Annotated in this window: 14 protein-coding genes; 8 read left to right on the forward strand and 6 right to left on the reverse strand. The window is 74.1% G+C overall.

What is annotated here, in order from left to right; genetic code table 11:
* Positions 1-146: 146 nt before the first annotated feature.
* On the reverse strand, positions 147-1,031 hold the full coding sequence (locus AC07GB_RS12055; protein WP_478844186.1) for a LysR family transcriptional regulator: 885 nt from the start codon (positions 1,029-1,031) through the stop codon (positions 147-149).
* An 84-nt stretch (positions 1,032-1,115) separates the two neighbouring features.
* On the opposite strand from AC07GB_RS12055, the gene AC07GB_RS12060 reads away from it, so the two are divergent.
* Both AC07GB_RS12060 and AC07GB_RS12065 read left to right on the forward strand, forming a co-directional pair.
* The gene (locus tag AC07GB_RS12060) at positions 1,116-1,883 is read left to right on the forward strand and encodes a sulfite exporter TauE/SafE family protein (protein ID WP_478844187.1); all 768 of its coding nucleotides are present in this window, start codon (positions 1,116-1,118) and stop codon (positions 1,881-1,883) included.
* A 14-nt stretch (positions 1,884-1,897) separates the two neighbouring features.
* On the forward strand, positions 1,898-2,431 hold the full coding sequence (locus tag AC07GB_RS12065; protein ID WP_478844188.1) for a hypothetical protein: 534 nt from the start codon (positions 1,898-1,900) through the stop codon (positions 2,429-2,431).
* Here AC07GB_RS12065 and AC07GB_RS12070 read toward each other — a convergent pair.
* Together AC07GB_RS12070 and AC07GB_RS12075 are read right to left on the reverse strand one after the other, a co-directional pair.
* Entirely contained in the window at positions 2,403-2,855 is a 453-nt protein-coding gene (locus tag AC07GB_RS12070) for an SRPBCC family protein (protein WP_478844189.1), read from the reverse strand. The two genes, AC07GB_RS12065 and AC07GB_RS12070, sit on opposite strands and share 29 nt — an antisense overlap.
* Before the next feature lie 217 nt (positions 2,856-3,072).
* Complete coding sequence (locus AC07GB_RS12075) at positions 3,073-4,566, reverse strand: carotenoid oxygenase family protein (RefSeq protein WP_478844190.1); 1,494 nt, start codon at positions 4,564-4,566, stop codon at positions 3,073-3,075.
* Between the two features lie 229 nt (positions 4,567-4,795).
* Here AC07GB_RS12075 and AC07GB_RS12080 point away from each other — a divergent pair, with 229 nt between their 5' ends.
* The 3 genes from AC07GB_RS12080 (at position 4,796) to AC07GB_RS12090 (ending at position 8,061) form a co-directional block, all read left to right on the forward strand.
* On the forward strand, positions 4,796-5,920 hold the full coding sequence (locus tag AC07GB_RS12080; RefSeq protein ID WP_478844192.1) for a hypothetical protein: 1,125 nt from the start codon (positions 4,796-4,798) through the stop codon (positions 5,918-5,920).
* A gap of 58 nt (positions 5,921-5,978) precedes the next feature.
* Complete coding sequence (locus AC07GB_RS12085; protein WP_478844194.1) at positions 5,979-6,596, forward strand: TOPRIM nucleotidyl transferase/hydrolase domain-containing protein; 618 nt, start codon at positions 5,979-5,981, stop codon at positions 6,594-6,596.
* 199 nt (positions 6,597-6,795) lie between these two features.
* On the forward strand, positions 6,796-8,061 hold the full coding sequence (locus AC07GB_RS12090; protein WP_478844196.1) for a hypothetical protein: 1,266 nt from the start codon (positions 6,796-6,798) through the stop codon (positions 8,059-8,061).
* Between the two features lie 73 nt (positions 8,062-8,134).
* Here AC07GB_RS12090 and AC07GB_RS12095 read toward each other — a convergent pair whose 3' ends face one another.
* The 3 genes from AC07GB_RS12095 to abc-f all read right to left on the reverse strand — a co-directional run bounded on the left by AC07GB_RS12095 (position 8,135) and on the right by abc-f (position 12,094).
* The gene (locus tag AC07GB_RS12095; RefSeq protein WP_478844198.1) at positions 8,135-8,686 is read right to left on the reverse strand and encodes a CGNR zinc finger domain-containing protein; all 552 of its coding nucleotides are present in this window, start codon (positions 8,684-8,686) and stop codon (positions 8,135-8,137) included.
* Between the two features lie 63 nt (positions 8,687-8,749).
* Positions 8,750-10,381, reverse strand: coding sequence for an ABC-F family ATP-binding cassette domain-containing protein (locus AC07GB_RS12100; protein WP_478844200.1), 1,632 nt, complete (start codon positions 10,379-10,381; stop codon positions 8,750-8,752).
* Between the two features lie 78 nt (positions 10,382-10,459).
* Positions 10,460-12,094 carry a ribosomal protection-like ABC-F family protein gene (abc-f, locus tag AC07GB_RS12105; protein ID WP_478844202.1) on the reverse strand — a complete coding sequence of 545 codons (1,635 nt, stop codon included), beginning with the start codon at positions 12,092-12,094 and terminating at the stop codon, positions 10,460-10,462.
* A gap of 536 nt (positions 12,095-12,630) precedes the next feature.
* On the opposite strand from abc-f, the gene AC07GB_RS12110 reads away from it, so the two are divergent.
* The 3 genes from AC07GB_RS12110 to AC07GB_RS12120 are packed head-to-tail and all read left to right on the forward strand — an operon-like array spanning position 12,631 to position 16,831.
* On the forward strand, positions 12,631-14,037 hold the full coding sequence (locus AC07GB_RS12110) for an AfsR/SARP family transcriptional regulator (RefSeq protein ID WP_478844204.1): 1,407 nt from the start codon (positions 12,631-12,633) through the stop codon (positions 14,035-14,037).
* A 14-nt stretch (positions 14,038-14,051) separates the two neighbouring features.
* Complete coding sequence (locus AC07GB_RS12115) at positions 14,052-14,246, forward strand: hypothetical protein (protein WP_478844315.1); 195 nt, start codon at positions 14,052-14,054, stop codon at positions 14,244-14,246.
* Positions 14,243-16,831: a BTAD domain-containing putative transcriptional regulator gene (locus tag AC07GB_RS12120; protein WP_478844317.1), complete on the forward strand. Its 2,589-nt coding sequence runs from the start codon at positions 14,243-14,245 to the stop codon at positions 16,829-16,831. The genes AC07GB_RS12115 and AC07GB_RS12120 overlap by 4 nt, the downstream gene beginning before the upstream one ends.
* Positions 16,832-16,855 lie beyond the last annotated feature (24 nt).

Genomic DNA, 16,855 nt, shown 5'->3' on the forward strand with positions numbered 1-16,855 from the left:
TGTCAATATGGCTGCGGCTGTCCTGCCCGGCCGCAAACGCGCGGTATGGGAAAGGTCATAGACTTAGGCTCGGGTATTGCCTGGAGGTGCCGGTTCCGGGCAGATTGAGCCGACCCCTCCGCGCCACGGGCCCCGTTCGCCGGTCCCTAAGCCGCCCGCCGCAGGTGCCCGGCGAGGGCCACGGTCGCCGGAGCCGCGGCCCGCTCCCCGACGCCCCAGGCCAGCAGGAGCCGCCGCCGTGCCCAGGGGTCCTGGAGCGCGCACACGTCGAGCGGCCGCCGCGGATCGAGGGCGCGGCGGGGTACGACGGCGAGCCCGACCCCGGCGGCCACGAGCGAGACGAGGGTGCTCAGCCCCGCGACGCTCGTGCGGTAGCGCACCACCGGGGCGTGCGGGCCGAGGTGCTCCTCGATCCAGCGGCGCAGCGAGGACTCGGCGTCGAGCCCCACGAGCGGATGCTCGGCGACCTCGCTGTACGACAGCGCGGTGCGCCCGGCGAGGATGCCGCCCGCCTGGCCGATCACCACCAGGGAGTCGTCGCCGAGGGGCTCCAGGTCGAGCCCGCTGTCCCGGGCCTCGTCGTCGACGACGACCCCGAGGTCGGCCTCGCCGTCGGCGAGCATCCGCACGGTCCGCGGGGTCCGGCTCTCCGTCACCGTGACATCGGTGTCCGGGTGTTCACGCAGGAACGACACCAGCGCCCGGGGCACGAGGCCGTGCATCGCGGATCCGCCGCTGAGCAGCGTCAGGGGCGCGGCGGGGGAGCGGGTGTAGCTGGCGACGGCGCTCTCCAGGCGTGCCGTGTGCGTGAGCACGTCCCGGGCGTGACGGGCGAGGGCGGTGCCCGCCGGTGTCGGCCGCACCCCTCGCCGCCCCCGGATCAGCAGCGCGACGCCCGCGTGCCGCTCAAGGGAGCGCACCCGGGCGCTGGCCGACGGCAGGCTCAGATGCATCCGGCGCGCGCCCGCCGTGATCGACCCCTCCGCCACGATGTGCAGGAAGAGCCGGAGGTCGTCCAAGTCGTAGCGCACCCCCGTGAGCCTATGGCACAGGCTGAGGCACAGTGTGTCGATTGCGCATTGTGGGCCCGCCCCTCACCGCGTGATGCTCGGCGGGTGTCCGAGATCCTGTTGGCCCTCGTCGCCGGTGTCGTCGCCGGCACGCTGAACGCGCTCGGCGGCGGTGGCACCTTCGTGGCGCTGCCCGCGCTCGTCGCGGTCGGCGTGCCGCCCGTGACGGCGAACGCGTCGTCGACCGTCGCCCTCCTGCCCGGCACCATGGCCAGCGCCTGGGTGTACCGCCGCGACGTCACGCCGGTGGGGGAGACGTCCACGACCGCGCTCACCTCGGTCAGCGCGGTCGGCGGCGGCCTCGGCGCGGGACTGCTCCTGACCCTGCCCGCGGCCTCCTTCGACGCGGCCGTGCCGTGGCTGCTCGCCTTCGCCACCGTCGTCCTGGCCTTCGGGCGCCGCTGGGCGCGGGCCCTCAGCGATGCCACCGGACGCCCCTTCGGCATCGGCTCCACGGCCGTGCTCGGCGGTCAGTTCCTGCTCGCCCTCTACGGCGGATACTTCGGCGGAGCCGTAGGCATCATGATGATGGCCCTGTGGAGCGTGGGCCTCGGCCTCGACACCGCGGTCAGCAACCCCATGCGGACCGTCCAGATCGCGGCCATCTACCTCACCGCGGCCGTCCTCTTCCTCCTCGCGTCGGACGCCCTGGACACCCCCTGGCTCCTCGCCGCCATGCTCACCGGCGCGGTGACGGGCGGCTTCACCGGTGCCCACTTCGCCCGCCGCCTGTCCGCGCGGGTGCTGCGGGGCGTCATCCTCACCACCGCCGTCACCATGACCGTCCTGTACTTCGTCCGCAGCTGGGGCTGACCGAGGTGCCCGACATGTCCGGAGGCCCCGCAGCCGCCCCACCGCCGTCGGACCCGTTCCCGGACGCGGCGCGTGCCCGGCTGTTCCTCGCGTACGAGGCGTACGAACTCTCCGAACGGGCGCGCACCGCCGTGCCGGTCGGCCGGCACGAGGTGGGCCCCGGCGGCACGCCCCGATCGCCGGGCGCCGCGCTGGCCGACGCCGCCCAGGTGCTCGCGTCCGCGCGCCGGTTGCTCGCGGCGGCCGTGGTGTACGAACGCCTCGGTGGCGCCTCCTGGCAACGCGTCGGCGAGGTGCTCGACCTACCGGCGCACACCGCGAGCGAGCGGTTCGCACCCGCCGAGGCGCGGTTCCGCGCGGGCGTGCCGGAGGCACCGTGCCGCTGGTGGTGTGCCCATGTACTGCGGGCGCCGCTGGAGGCCGCGCGCGACCTCGACGACTGGGTCCTGCGCCACGCCGATGGCGACGCGGACCTGGGCGCCGCCCCGGTCTCCGGCGGCCTGACCGGCGGCGCGGGCCCTAACGCCCTTGGCGGGCCTGCGCCATGAGGGCCCGCCGGCCGCCCCGCAGGGCCAGCGCGTGGTTGACGCGGAAGACCGGGCGTGCCATCGGCATCCAGCGCCGGAGCGCGGCCTTGCGGACGGTGACGTACTGGGTGAGCGAGGCGACGCAGCCGTCGTGCCCGTCGGAGGCCACGGTCCAGCGGACGCTGCCCGAGATGTCCCCGTCGAGCGCCGCCTCCAGGACCCGCTCGACCGGGTCCTCCACCACCGCGGTCAGGCTCGCCCTGAGCGCGTACGGGAGCACCGACCTGATCACGACCTCGCACTCCCGCTCCCCGGTCCGCCGCACGGAGTGGAAGGCGGGCCACCACGTGGCGTAGGACTCCACGTCGGCGAGCTTCGCGTACACGGTGTCCGGGGCGAGCGGGGCTCGCCAGGTGCCGGAGAGGCGGATGTCGTGGCGGTTCACGCGGTTCTCCCTGGGGACGGTGGGGCGGAGGACGGAATCAGCCGGGCGCGGGGCCCGCCCGTCCCTCCTGCCGCCCAACGACGGCGGCGAGCACAGGGTTGTGCGTGCCGGGCGGCGAAGCGGAACTCCTCCTGCTCGGGGGCGGCCTCAAGATCGGGACGTTCAGTGTGCGGGCCCGGCCCTGCCGTCTGACCACCGCGCGCGTCGGTGGACGCGCCTACTGGTCCGCCACCCAGCTGCCGTGGAAGCCGAGCGGCACCCGGCCGGGCAGATGGACGCCGGCCAGTGGGCGGCCCGTGAAGTCCTGTGCGGAGAGGACCAGCAGGTCGGTCGCGCCCCGGCCGGGGTCGTTCACGTAGGACAGGACATAACCGTCGTCCTCGTCCCGCGCGCCCCGGCGCGGCACGAACACCGGCTCGCTCGCCGCCGCGCCCTCGGGGAAGCGGTGCACCTGCCTGCCGCCGCGCAGCATGTCGTGTTTGACGAGGCAGTTGGTGAACTTCCCGGCCGGCGGCACGCCGTCGACCGTCTCGTACGCGCGCCACATCTCCGCCGCGCTCGCCGTGTACCCGAAGCGGTGCCTGCGGGAGACAAAGGACTCGTTCACGCGGGGGAACTCCTGCGGCAGGTCGTCGACTCGGGTGCCGCGGACCCGGCCGGCGCGCAGGTCGATCGTCCAGCGGTCCAGCGCCGGTGACCCGGTCGCCGTCGGCCCGCCGCTGCCCCGGCCGGCCGCGTGGAACGGGGCGGGCATGGAGGTGTACTCCACCACCACCTCATGGCCCTGGTCGTAGGCGTTCAGGGTGTGTGAGTAGTAGACGGGGTCGATCTCGAACCAGCGGGCGGGGCCTCCTGCCCGCGGCACGACCCCCACGCGCGTCGGGTGGCGCTCGTTCCAGACGTAGGGCACCAGCGCGCCCGCCTCGGCGGCCGCCGGGTCGAACGTGACCGGCACGTCCACGATCACCACGTACCCGCGGGTGAGCGCGAAGTCGTGCATCATCGGCGCGTCCGCCACCGGGATCCTGGTGGTCCGCGCCACCCGCCCGGTGCGGTCGACCACAAGGTGCCGCACATGGTCCCAGGTCGGGTAGTACGTCACCGCGTGCAGCTCGTCGGCCGCCGCGTCGTACTTCGTGTGCGCGGTGAACGAGCCCTTCAGGGTGCGGCGGAAGTCGTAAGGGCGCACCGTGCCCAGTTCCCCGTCCAGCTCGTACGGCAGCGGTCCGCCTTCCTGGAGCGCCAGGATCCGCCCCTTGTACGGGATCACGTGCGTGTTGCACGCGAAGTCGTCCGGCGGCACCCGGCCCGGGTACGCCTCGCCCAGCTTCTTTGCCACCCGGGAGGAGCGCACCCAGCGGTTGCGGTACCACTCGGCCCGTCCGTCGCGCAGCCGCACCCCGTGCACCATGCCGTCGCCCAGCATCCAGTGGTGCGCCCGCGGGTCCTCCAGGCCGAGCGCGTTCGGGCCGGTACGCAGATAGCGGCCGTCCAGGTCGCGTGGCAGCCGGCCGGTCACCTCCAGGTCGAAAGCGGTCAGCTCCTCGGCGACCGGCGCGAAAGCGCCTTCCAGGAAGGGAAGTTCACCGCCACCCGCCGCGCGGCCCGGCGCCGCCGCCGCGTAGTGGCCGCCCCCGTACCCGCCGACCACGCTGCCCGCCGCCGCGAGCGCCGCGCCCTGGAGGATCCTCCGCCGTGTGTGACTGGCCATCACGTCTCCCCGCTCCTCGTCGCCGTCCGGCCGGAGGGCCGGGCGTCCGCCGGTGTCGGGACAAGCCTGCGCCGACGGGGGCGCCGGGTCACGAGGCCCAGGACCCGGACCAGGGGTGGTGCTGACAACACTCACGCGCGTGCGTTCCCTCTTCGCCCGCCTTGCTGCACGCTCTCCTCACGCACGGCCCGCACCACTCGCCCGGCCGCACGCGACAGGGGGCAACGCCATGGACAGGAGACGCTTCGTCGGGGGCGCGTTGGGGGTGGCCGCGGGGGCCGCCCTGCTGCCGGTGACACCGGCCGGGGCCGCCGCGCGGGCCGACGGCTGGCAGCAGGTCCCGGTGCCCGGAGGCGTGGAGATGGCGGGCCTGCGCTCGGTGGCCGCCGCGGGGCCGCGCCTCGCCTGGGCCGTGGGCACGGAGGGCCTCGACCGCGGCACGTACGGCAAGCCGCTCTCGTACCTCTGGGACGGCACCGCCTGGTCCCGCACGGACACGGCCGCCCTGCGCCTCAACGGCGCTCTCATGAACGTCGCCGCCAACACCTCCGGCGACACCTGGGCCGTCGGACTCGACCGCGAGAACAGCCTGTGGCGCCTGTACGCCTGGGACGGCGACGGCTGGGAGCGGGTCCCCTTCCCCGGCGACGAGATCCCCGGCAACGCCGTCCACGACATCGTGGTCACCCCCGAAGGGGACGCCTGGGCCGTCGGGTCGTACGAGAACGAGGCGCGGACGATGCACTGGAACGGGCGGCGCTGGCGCTGGCTGCGTCCGCTGCCCAGCGGCAACAACAACACCGCGGTCGGGGTGCGCCGCACCCGCCGCGGGGACATCTGGATCTACGGCAGCGGAGTGTGCGCCCGCTGGGACGGCACCTGGCACGAGATCCCCGTGGAGGGGCACCCGAACTACGTCACCGGCATGCTCCCGGTCGCGTCGGACGACATCTGGGTGTGCGGCTACAACTGGATCCTCACCGGCGGCCGCCCGCCCGGGGCGAGGCTGCGCCACTACGACGGCACGGGGTGGCACCACGTCGAGCTGCCCTTCGTCGCCGGAGAACTCGTCTCCCTCGTCGGCGAAGCCCGGGACCGCCCCGACCGCATCGCGGGCTGGGAGTACCCGAACTGGAACCAGGCGCACTACCTCCGGTGGGAGAACGGGAGCTGGGTGAGCGAGCGGGGACCGGCGTCCACGTCCCCGGTACTGATGAGCGAGATCACGCGGGTTCCCGGGACCCGCGAGTACTGGGCGGCGGGTTCGACGTCCTTCTTCCCCTATCCGCCGGGCCAGGCGCGGATCGAGCGGCTGTGCCTGCCCGGCCCGACGGGCCCCTCCGCCCCCGGGTGATCGGCGCGGCGGCGGAAACTCACTACCGCCACGGCCGGAGACGGCGGAGACTCGCCCCATGTCTGACATGGAGGAGTTCCGGGAAGCGGTCACCGCGTGGGCGGCCGGCGGGCCCGGCGACCTTGCGCGCGACCTCGCAAAGCGGCTGCCGGTCCGGGTGGTCGTCCTGCTCGAAGGGCCGAGTGACGTCGCCGCGGTCGACGCCCTCGCCGCGAGCCGCGGCCGGGACCTGGCGGCCGACGGCGTCTGCGTCCTCGCGATGGGCGGCGCGATGAGCGTGGGCCGTTTCGCCCACCTCCTCGGCCCCTCCGGTCTCGGCCTGCGCCTCACGGGCCTGTGCGACGAGGCGGAGCGCCGCTACTACGCGCGCGGCTGGGAGCGGGCGGGCGCGGCGCGGCAGGACTTCTTCGTCTGCGCGGCCGACCTGGAGGACGAGCTGATCCGCGCCCTGGGCGTGGCCCGGGTCGAGCAGCTCGTCCGGGCGGAGGGTGACCTGCGTGCCCTGGAGACCTTCGTGCGCCAGCCCGCGCAGCGGGACCGCACCGAGGAGCAGCGGCTGCGGCGGTTCCTCGGCACGAAGAAGGGCCGCAAGATCCACTACGGCCGCGTGCTCGTCGAGGCCCTCGAACCCGACCGCGTCCCCGCCCCGCTCGACGGGCTGCTCACCAGCCTCTGACGGCCCCGGCCGCTCCCGCCCGCTCCTGTCCGCGCGGGCTCCGGGAACGCGAGCCCGGGGAAACGCGTGGCGTACCGGTGGTGGCGGGAACGTTGCCCCGCGTGCGGCAGGAGTGTCGAAGTTGTGGACGGGGTAGCGCTTCCTTCGACAGAATCACAGACCATACTGGTCAGGCCCTGATCACCCACAGAACGAGTCAATGGCCGAGAACAGCACCTCCTCAACCGCCGCCCCCGACACCGCGTGGCTGGGGCGCGGGCGCCACCTCGGGCCCGAGCCCGAGCAGGACGTCCGACGTAACCTGATCGCCCTCAAGGCGGCCGGGGTGCTCGACGACTTCCTGGACCTCGACCCCGCCGACGCGGCCCGCGCCACCGTGCTGCACCCGCGGGACGAGACCGCCGACCCCGGCCCCTCGGCCCGTCGCCTCTTCGAGGCCCGCTGGCGCGTCGCCGACGACGTCACGGTGCGCGCGCAGCTGACCACGTACGACCCCGAAGGCCGCCGCAAGGACAGCGAGGGTGTCCTCTGGGTCCTCGCCGCCGAGGCGGAGCGGGCGTGGGACGCGCACTGGCCCTCGCCCGCCACCATGTTCTGGCCCGACAGCGAGCGGGTCCCCTGGGACCACGACACGGTGCCGGACCTGCGCCTGCGGACCACGAACCACCTGCCGAAGGACGACGACGAGCTGCGCCGCCGGCTGCGGGACAGCATCCGGCAGAGCTGGTTCATCCACGTCGTCGTGCACGAGGCGATGACGCCCGACGCCATAGGGCAGCGGCCCGTCTCGACGTTCCTGCCGCCGAGCCTGCGGCACCGGGTGGTCGAGCACCGGGGCACACCGGAGCAGGCACAGATCGCCGACTTCGCCATGAAGCGGGAGGTGAGCGTCCGGATGCCGCGCGGCGGCGCCGTCATCCTGCCCGTGGAGCCGCGGAGTCCGGAGTACGACGCGGACCGCTTCACGGTGCGCAACGTCTTCCTCGACGGCTCGGAGCCCACGGAACTCCTCGACAGGATCGCGGAGTTCGCCGCGCTGCCCCGGGCGCTGCCGGAGGAGGCCGAGCGGGCCCTGACCCGGCTGCGCCAGGGCTGGCACCTGCTCACTCCGGACGAGGAGCTGGCCCACGCGCAGACCATGGTCACCAAGTACGCCGGGGCGCTCGACGCCATGACGAAGTCCCGTGACCTCTACCGGGAGGCGGCCGAGGCGGCCCAGGCCGCGCTGGCCGTGGCCTCCGGTGGCGACGGCGGGGCCCGGCCGCCCGGGTCGGGCCCCGCCAAGGCGGAGGGCTCACCGCTGAGCGCCCTGACGAAAGCGTTCGGCCGCTTCCGCAAGGACCCCCACAAGGAGCGGAACAAGGGCGCGGCGGTCGCGGAGCCGGACGAGAGGCCCGGCGATGATCCGGACGCGGACCCGGGCAGGGAAGCCGACGAGGACCCCGGCAAGCAGAGCCGCGCCTGAAGCGGACGCCCGAGCCGATCGGCTCCCGGCCGGTCTCCCCCCGGATCGGCGGACCACGGCCGGGCGGGGTGTGTCAGGCGGTCGTGGTCTTCTTGCGTGCGCGGTAGGCCGCGGCTTTGATCTTGTTGCCGCAGGACTCCATGCCGCACCACTGGCGGCGCATGCCGCGGGAGCGGTCGATGTAGACGCGGGTGCACTCCGGGTTGCCGCACTCCTTGAGGAGGGGGAGGTCGGGGCCGCTGAGGAGTTCGACGGCGTGGCGGGCGACGGTGGCCAGGGCCTGGGCGGGGGTGGCCTCGTTGTGCCGGCCGGTGAGGGTGAGCTGGGGTGTGACCGGGGTGTGGCGGGCGGCGCCGTTGAGGACGGCCAGGGCCTCGCGGTCGAGTTCCTGGCCGAGGCGGCGGTCGGTGAGGAGGCGGTAGAGGGCCTCGCGGACGGTGATCGCCGCCCGGACGTCGTCGTCCGTGCCGGGGGTGATCGTGTCCACGAGGCCTGATTCCAGGTACCAGGCGTTGAGCCGCTCCGGCGTCACGAACATCTCGAACCGCGTCGAGCGCCGTGCGCGGAGCGTGGCCGCGAAGTCGAGGGCCGGGTGTCCGCAGACGAAGACGTGGTCAAGATTCACATCACCATCCTGGCAGGTGACTGTCGGGGGCAGCAAGAATCGCCGCGGAGCCGGACCGTCCGCTCACTGCCCTCGGCCCTGCTCAAGCCGCATCGTGCGGCCCTGCCAACGGCGGCGCAGCCAACGGTCGTGGCTGGCCAGGACGATCGCTCCCGGGCCGCTCCCCAGGGCCGCTTCCAACTCGTCGCACAGGCGCGGGGAGAGGTGGTTGGTGGGCTCGTCGAGCAGCAGCAGTCGGGGCGGGCGGGCCACGAGGAGGGCGAGGGCGAGGCGCCGCCGCTGCCCGACGGACAGCCGGCCCACGGGTTGGTCCAGGTCTCCCGCGTGCAGCAGACCGAGCGAGCCGAGCGGCACCCGCTCGGCCCGCGCCGGACCCAGGGACAGCGCGTAGGTGTCCCGCGCCGTGCGGTCGGGCCGGTCGAACACGGTGTCCTGGGCGAGCAGCCCCACCGACAGATCACGCCGTCTGCGGACGACACCCTCGGCGGTGAGGTGTCCGGCGAGCACGGCGAGCAGGGTCGACTTGCCGGTCCCGTTGTCACCTGTGATCAGCAGCCGGTCGGTCGGCGACACCTCCAGAGCGGCGAGCGCGAGCCGGCCCGGCACCCGTACGTCGTGCAGCGTGACCAGGGGCCGCGAGTCCTCCTCCGCCGTCGCGGCCGGCGCTCCGGCCGCGAACCGCAGGGGGCGCGGCGGCTCGGCGACTTGCCCACGCTCCAACTCGTCAAGGCGCCGTGCGGCGTTGCGTACGCGGCGGGAGATCTGGCTCTGCACCCGGCCTGCCCGGTGGCCGTAGCCCATCTTCTCGTTGTCGAGCCGCCCCCGGCCCGGTGCGACCAGGTGGGCGGTCACGCCCGCCGCGTGCCGCAGTTCGTCCAGCTCCTGTTGCTCCTCGGCGTACCGGCGCTCCCAGCGCTGCCGCTCGGCGCGCCGCTCGCTCACGTAGGCGCTGTACGTGCCGCCGTAGCGCACCGGCCCTCCCACCGCCGGGTCAAGGTCGACGAGATCGGTACAGACGGCGTCGAGGAACGCCCGGTCGTGGCTCGCGGCCACCACGGTTCCGGGCAGCTCCCGGAGCTGTTCCTCAAGGAAGGCGGCGGCGCCGTCGTCGAGGTGGTTGGTCGGCTCGTCGAGGAGCAACGCCGACGGCCGCCGGACCAGGAGCGCGGCCAGGGCGAGCCGGCCGCGCTGCCCGCCGGACAGCGACCCGAGCGTGCGGTGATGCCCGAGCGCGCCCAGGCCGAGGCCGTCCAGGACCAGGGCCGCGCGGCGGTCGGCGTCCCAGGCCTCGCGGTCCTGGGCTTGTTCGAGTTGTCTCCCGTAGGCGCCGAGGAGTTCCTGGTGGGCGGGGGTGCCCTCGGGGGCGCGGGCGAGTCGCTCGCCGAGCCGTTCGAGCTGGGCGAGGTCCTCCCGAGCCTCGCGCAGCGCCTCGTCGACGACCGCGGCGATGGTCGAGTCCGCGTCGAAGGGCATTTCCTGGTGCAGGAAACCGAGGTCGCCGGGGCGCGAGACGCTTCCGGCGTCCGGTTCGTCCGCCCCGGCGAGGAGCCGTAGCAGGGTGGACTTGCCGACGCCGTTCTCCCCGATCAGGCCGATGCGGTGGCCGGGCGGCGCGGTCAGGCAGACGCCGTCGAGGACGCGTCGGCCGCCGAGGACGCGGACGAGATCACGGGCGAGCAGAGCAGGCTCGGGCACAGGAGGTCCGTTCCAGGTGAGGGGTGGACGGCCCGCGGGGCACACGGCCTCGGCGCGGGCTTCTGGGCACCTGGGGTCTCACATGGCGGGAGCTGCGGTTTCTGTGAGTGTTCCGTCGGTGAGGTGCAGCCAGCGGTTCACTCCGATCTGGGTGAGGAAGCGTTCGTCGTGGCTGATGACGATGAAGGCGCCTTGGTAGGCGTTGAGGGCGCTTTCGAGTTGGTGGGTGCTGGTGAGGTCGAGGTTGTTGGTGGGTTCGTCGAGCAGGAGCAGGTGGGGGGCTGGTTCGGCGCACAGGAGGCAGGCCAGGGTGGCGCGCAGCTGCTCGCCGCCGGAGAGGACGGCGACGGGCAGGTGGGCGCGTGGGCCGCGGAAGAGGAAGCGGGCGAGCAGGTTCATCCGCTCCGCCTCGGTGCGGTGGGGGGTGTAGGCGGCGAAGTTCTGCGCCACCGTGTGCTGGGTCTCCAGCAGGTCCAGGCGCTGGGAGAGGTAGGCGATCGGGCCCTCGTGGCGTTTGATGTGCCCGCTGCCGGGGGTGAGGTGGCCGGTGATCAGGCGGAGCAGGGTGGTCTTGCCCGCGCCGTTGGGCCCGCTGAGCGCGATGCGTTCGGGGCCGCGCACGCTCAGGTCGATGCCGCCCTCGGCGAAGACGGGCCGTCCTGCGTGGTGGACCTGTAGCCCCTGGGTGAGGACGAGGTCGCGTCCGGCGGGCACGTGGGTGTCGGGCAGTTCCAGGGTGAGGCGCTCCTCCTGGCGCAGGGCGCGCCCGGCTTCCTCCAGGCGGGCTTTGGCCTGGCTCACGCGGTCGGCGTGCAGTTGGCCGGCTCGGCCCGCGGATTCCTGGGCGCCGCGTTTCATGGTGCCGGCGAAGATGCGGGGCAGGCCCGCATTGCTCAGGTTGCGGGCGGCGTTGCTCTGGCGGCGCTCGGCGCGTTCGCGGGCCTGTTGCAGCTCGCGTTTTTCGCGCTTCAGCTCCTGCTCGGCGTTGCGGATGTTCTTCTGGGCGGCCTGCTGCTCGGCGCGCACGGCCTCTTCGTAGGCGGTGAAGTTGCCGCCGAAGAAGCGCAGTTCGCCGCTGTGGAGTTCGGCGATGTGGTCCATGCGGTCCAGCAGGGCGCGGTCGTGGCTGACCAGGAGCAGGCAGCCGGTGAAGTCCGCCAGGGCGTCGTGGAGGTGGTGGCGGGCGGTGCGGTCGAGATTGTTGGTGGGCTCGTCCAGGAGCAGGACCTCGGGGCGCTTGAGGAGCTGGGCGGCCAGGCCGAGGGAGACGATCTGGCCTCCGCTGAGCGTGTCCAGGCCGCGCTCCAGGGCCAGTTCGGCCAGGCCCAGGCGGTCGAGCTGGGCGCGGGTGCGTTCCTCGATGTCCCAGTCGTCGCCGATGGTGGCGAAGTGCTCCTCGCGTACGTCACCGGACTCCACGGCATCCAGCGCGCCGATCACCGCGTCGACGCCCATGACCTGCGCGACGGTGAGGGTGCTGCTCAGGGGCAGATGCTGGGGGAGGTAGCCCAGAGTGCCTTGAATTTTCAACGTACCGGTGGCGGGCTTGAGTTCACCGGCGATGAGCTTGAGCAGGGTGCTCTTGCCGGAGCCGTTGGGAGCGACCAGACCGGTGCGCCCGGCGGCCAGGGTGAAGGACAGGTCGTGGAAGACGGGGGTGTCGTCGGGCCAGGCGAAGGAGAGGTTCGAGCAGACGACAGCGGCATCGGACATGGAGGTGACCTCGGACAAGTGACGGGCAGACAGACCTCTGCCCTGGCAGGCGTGGGACAAGGAGGTACGACGAAGACGGCCACGGCACGCACGCTCCTACAGCGCCGTCCGACGGCCGGTCACATCCGGGTCTCACCCGGAGATGTCGTCGTCACCCACCACGTCTGCGACTCCTCGATTCCTCGATGAAGCGGTCCAAGTCGCTCACAGCGTAACAGGGGCAGCCGGTGCGGCCGGTTCAACGGCTGTCATACGCGTCTCCTGCTGGCCGGTACCGGGCGGGGTCGGGGGTCGGGGCAGGGGTGCGAGTGCTGGGGGTGGGCTCCGCCAGGTGCGAGGGTGCGGCGCTCACCCGCGCGGCGGTCCTTCTCTCATCGGCGCGCCGGTCCTACTCCCACCTGCGCGGCGGTCCTTTCCTCGGCGCGGTCCGGCGACCTCGTGACGCGCTGCCCAGCTAGGATTCAGGCCGGCGTACGTCGTGGGGGCGACGGCGTGCCGAGTGCCCGGGGGGAGGCGGCGCCGGCCCGCCGTGCGGCATGCGCGCCCGAAGCGTCAACGGGGTGGGGCGGAAGATGGTCACCGGGGTCACCGGGGTCACCGGGGACACCGGGTTGCGGTTCGTGCTGCTCGGTCGGCTGCGCGCGTGGTGTGGCAACAGGGAGTTGGAACTCGGCCCTCCGCAGCAGCAGGCGTTCCTCGCGGTGCTGCTGCTGCGTCAGGAACGGGCCGCCTCGGTCGACGGCGCCGGGGAGGCCCTGTGGGGCGGGAGCCCGCCACCCCGCCGCGTCGTGTGCACCCTGCTGACGTACGCCTCGCGGCTGCGTGAACTCCCTGAGTCGGACCGGCCCGTGGGCAAGTCCCCCCAGGCCCTGGTGTCCGTCCCCGACGGCTATGCGCTGCGTGTGCCGCGCGAGGCCGTGGACCTCGCCCGGTTCGAGGGCCACGTCGTCTCGGCGGGCCGGGCCCGGGCGGCCGGACAGCTCGCGGAGGCCCGCGCCCGGCTGCGCCTCACTCTGGAAACCTGGCAGGACGCCCCCCTGCCAGGCATCCCCGGAGCCGCCATGGAGGCGTACCGCGCCTGGATCGCCGACCAGCGCGTGACAGGCGTCGAAGCCCGCCTGGAACTCGACCTGGAACTCGGCCTGGAACCGGACCTAGAACTGGACGGCCCGCAGCCGGTTCTCGCGCGACTCGCCGGCCTGGCCGCGCGCCACCCCCTCCGGGCACGGCTGCGCGCCCTCCGGATGCGGGCACTGCGCCGCGACGGCCGACCCACCGAAGCGCTCGCCGTCCACGACGAGCCCCGTCTGCTCCTGAGCGAGGAACTCGGGCTCGAACCCGGCCGCGACCTCACCCAGGCACGGGACCTGCTCACGGCGCCGGACCCCACCGGCGGCACCGGCCGCCCGGGCCCTTCCGCGCCGCCGCTGCCCGCCCAACTCGCGGGCGAACGCGCTGACTTCACCGGGCGTGCCGCGCTCGTGGCGGAACTGTGCGCGCTCTCCTCGCCCCGCTCGGCGACCGGCCCGCGCGCCGGGACGGTTCCCCTGGCGAGAGGGGTCTGCTCTCCTCGCGTGCCGGACCCGTCACGGCGGCACCGGCTTCCCTGGTGGCACTCCTCCCGTGACCTCTCACCAGCCCGAACCCCTCGGCAGCCCGTGACGTCCCGTCAACCCGGAGCCCCCCGCCGGCCAGCGGCCTCCCGTCGACCCGTGACCTCCCGTCAACCCGCCAAAAGGCCCTCACGCCAAATGGTCCCCACGTCATTTGGAGACATCCCATGCCCTCCACCGATTCCCCCGACCACTCCTCCGACGGCGCCTCCGGGCAGACACCCGGCCACCGCTTCGCCGTGCTCGGCCCCCTCCGCGTGCACGACGGGTCGGCCGCGGTACCCGTCGGCGCTCCCCGACTACAGGCGGTGCTCGCGGTCCTGCTGCTGAGGGCGCGTACCTCCGTGTCGGCCGGGGAACTGATCGCCGCGGTCTGGGGCGACGACGCCCCGCTCGGCGTGGTGGGGTCGTTGCGTACCCACGTCTTCACTCTGCGTCGACTCCTCGAACCCGACCGGGCACCCGCGCCACCGCGCGTACGCTGCGGACGACGGGCGACGGCTACACCCTGCACGTCGCCCCGGAGGACGTCGACCTGACGGTCTTCGAGCTGCGTACGGCCGAGGCGCGGCAGGCCCGGGCCGCCGGCCGGCTCGAACGGGCCCGGTCCCTGTTCGTCTCGGCGCTCGACCTGTGGCGCGGCAGTCCGCTCGCCGGCGTGCCGGGCCCGTACGCCGAATCCCAGCGCTCCCGCCTGGAGGAGCTGCGCCTGTCGGCGGTCGAGGCCTGCTGGGAGGTCGAGATCGCGTTGGGCGGGCACGAGCGCGCGATCGGCCCCTTGCGCGCACTGGCCGCCGAACACCCCTGGCGCGAGCGGATCCACGAGCTGCTGATGACAGCGCTCCACCACGCCGGCCGTCCGGCGGACGCACTCGACGTCCACGCCCGCGTCCGCCGCGCTCTCGCCGAGGAGCTGGGCATCCGCCCGGGGCCCGGCCTTGAGCGGCTCCAGCAGCAGATCCTCACCGAAGGCCCCAGGGGGCAGGCGGGGGACGCGGCCGAACCCCTGGCGCCGGGCCGGCACCACGGACCGTCTCAACTGCCCCAGGACCTCGGCGACTTCACGGGCCGGAGCGCCGAGGCCGACCGGCTGTGCGCCGCGCTGGACAAGGGCGGGGTCGTCGCCCTCAGCTCCATCAGCGGGATGGGCGGCATCGGCAAGACCGCCCTGGCCGTCCACGTGGCCCGGCGGATGCGCCACCGCTTCCCGGACGGGCAGCTCTACGCGGACCTGAGGGGCACCGACCCCCGGCCCGCGGAGCCCATGGAGGTGCTCGGCCGCTTCCTGGGCGTCCTCGGCGTGCGCGCCGGTCACCTCCCGAGGCTGCCCGAGGAGCGCGCCGCCCTCTACCGTTCCCTGCTCGCCACCCGGCAGGTGTTCGTCGTCCTCGACAACGCCCGCGACCCGGCCCAGGTGCGCGACCTGCTGCCCGGCGCGCCCGGCAGCGCGGTGGTGGTCACCAGCCGCTCCCGCCTCGTGGGCCTGACCGGGGCCACCCTCGTCGACCTGCGCCCCATGGCGCGGGCGGAGGCCTTGGAGCTGCTGACCCGGATCGTCGGCGAACCGAGCGTGGCCGCCGAGCCGGAGGCCGCCGCCGAGGTCCTCGACGCCTGCGGCCATCTGCCGCTCGCCATCCGCGTCGTGGCCTCCCGGCTCGCCGCCCGGCCGGACCACACGCTCGCGGGGACCGCCGCGCAACTGGCGGACGAGCGGCGCCGCCTCGGCGTGCTCAAGGCGGAGGACACCGCCGTGGAGACGACCTTCCGGCTCGGCATGGAACTGCTGGACCCCGAGCAGATACGCGCCTTCCGGCTCCTCGCCCTGCCCGAGATGCCCGAACTGGGCGTGCCCGACGCCGCCGCGCTGCTCGCCCGGCCGGAGCGGCGGGCGGAGGAGCTGTGCGAGTCGCTGGTCGACCTGAGTCTCCTCGAGTCGGTCGCCCCCGGCCGCTACCGCTACCACGACCTGCTCCGGCTCTTCGCCCGCCAGACCGCGCGCGCCGAAGTGCCGGACCACGAGCGAACCGCCGCGCTCACCCGCCTCCTTGAGTTCTCCCTGGCCGCCGCCCTTGGCGCCCACCGGGCGTCGCTGCCCGACGACGTGTTCCCCGGGCAGGTGGCCGCCCTGCGCTACGAAGGCCTGCACTTCACCGGCCCGCAAGAGGCCAGCGCCTGGCTGCTCGACGAGCAGACGTCGCTCCTGGGGCTCATCGAACAGGCCGCGGGCGACGCCTCCCTGTCGCTGACCGTCTGCGCGGACCTGCTACTCGCGGCGGACCCGCTCGGCCGCCTCGGCGCCCAGCCCTACGGCATCGAACGCGCCGCCCGGGCCCTGGCCGAGGCCGCCCGCGCCGCAGGTCACCGCACCGCGGAAGCACGTGCCCTGTACATGCTGGGCAGCTCCGTGCAGTACCGCTTCGCCATGCGGCTCGGCGCCCCCGCCCTCGACCGGGCCATCGAGCTGTGCCGCGAGGCGGGGGACCGGACGCTGCTCGCGCACGTCCTGATCACCCGGGGCGGAGGCGCCCTCGCCCTGCGCGACTTCACCGCCGCGCACGCCCTCCTGACCGAGGCGCTGGCCCACGGAAGGGCCCTGGCCAGCCGAGGCATCGAGGCGTACGCGCTCGGCTTCCTCGGCCTCGCCCTGCTGGCCACCGGCCAGGCCGAGGAGGGCCTCGCGCACTGCCGCGAGGCCGTCGCCATCACCTGGGCCACCGGAGACGTGGCGGGCCGGGCCAACGCGCTGCACAACCTCGCCCAGGTCTGCCTGCGGACCGGGCGGACAGCCGAGGCCTTCGACAGCCTGCACGAGAGCCTGCGCCTCTGGCGCGAGACGGGCTCCCGCTTCCGCGAGGGCCTCCTGCTCGGCGCGATCGCCCAGGCCCACAACCTCTCGGGACGCCCCGCGGAAGCCGCCGAACACGCCGCGCGAGCACGGGACATCGCCGAGGCACGCGGCGACGCGGGCATTGCTGCCCGTGCCCTCGCCCAACTCGGCCACGCCCACCGCGCCCAAGGCGACACCCGCCAGGCCCAGGAGCACTACCGCCGCGCGCAGAACGTCTTCCGCGAACTCGGCCTCCCCGACGCGGACGACATCGCCCGGCACCTCGAAGAACTCTGAGATACGCGGTCGGCCGCCCGAGGC

It is taken from the genome of Streptomyces sp. NPDC045778, assembly GCF_056431945.1.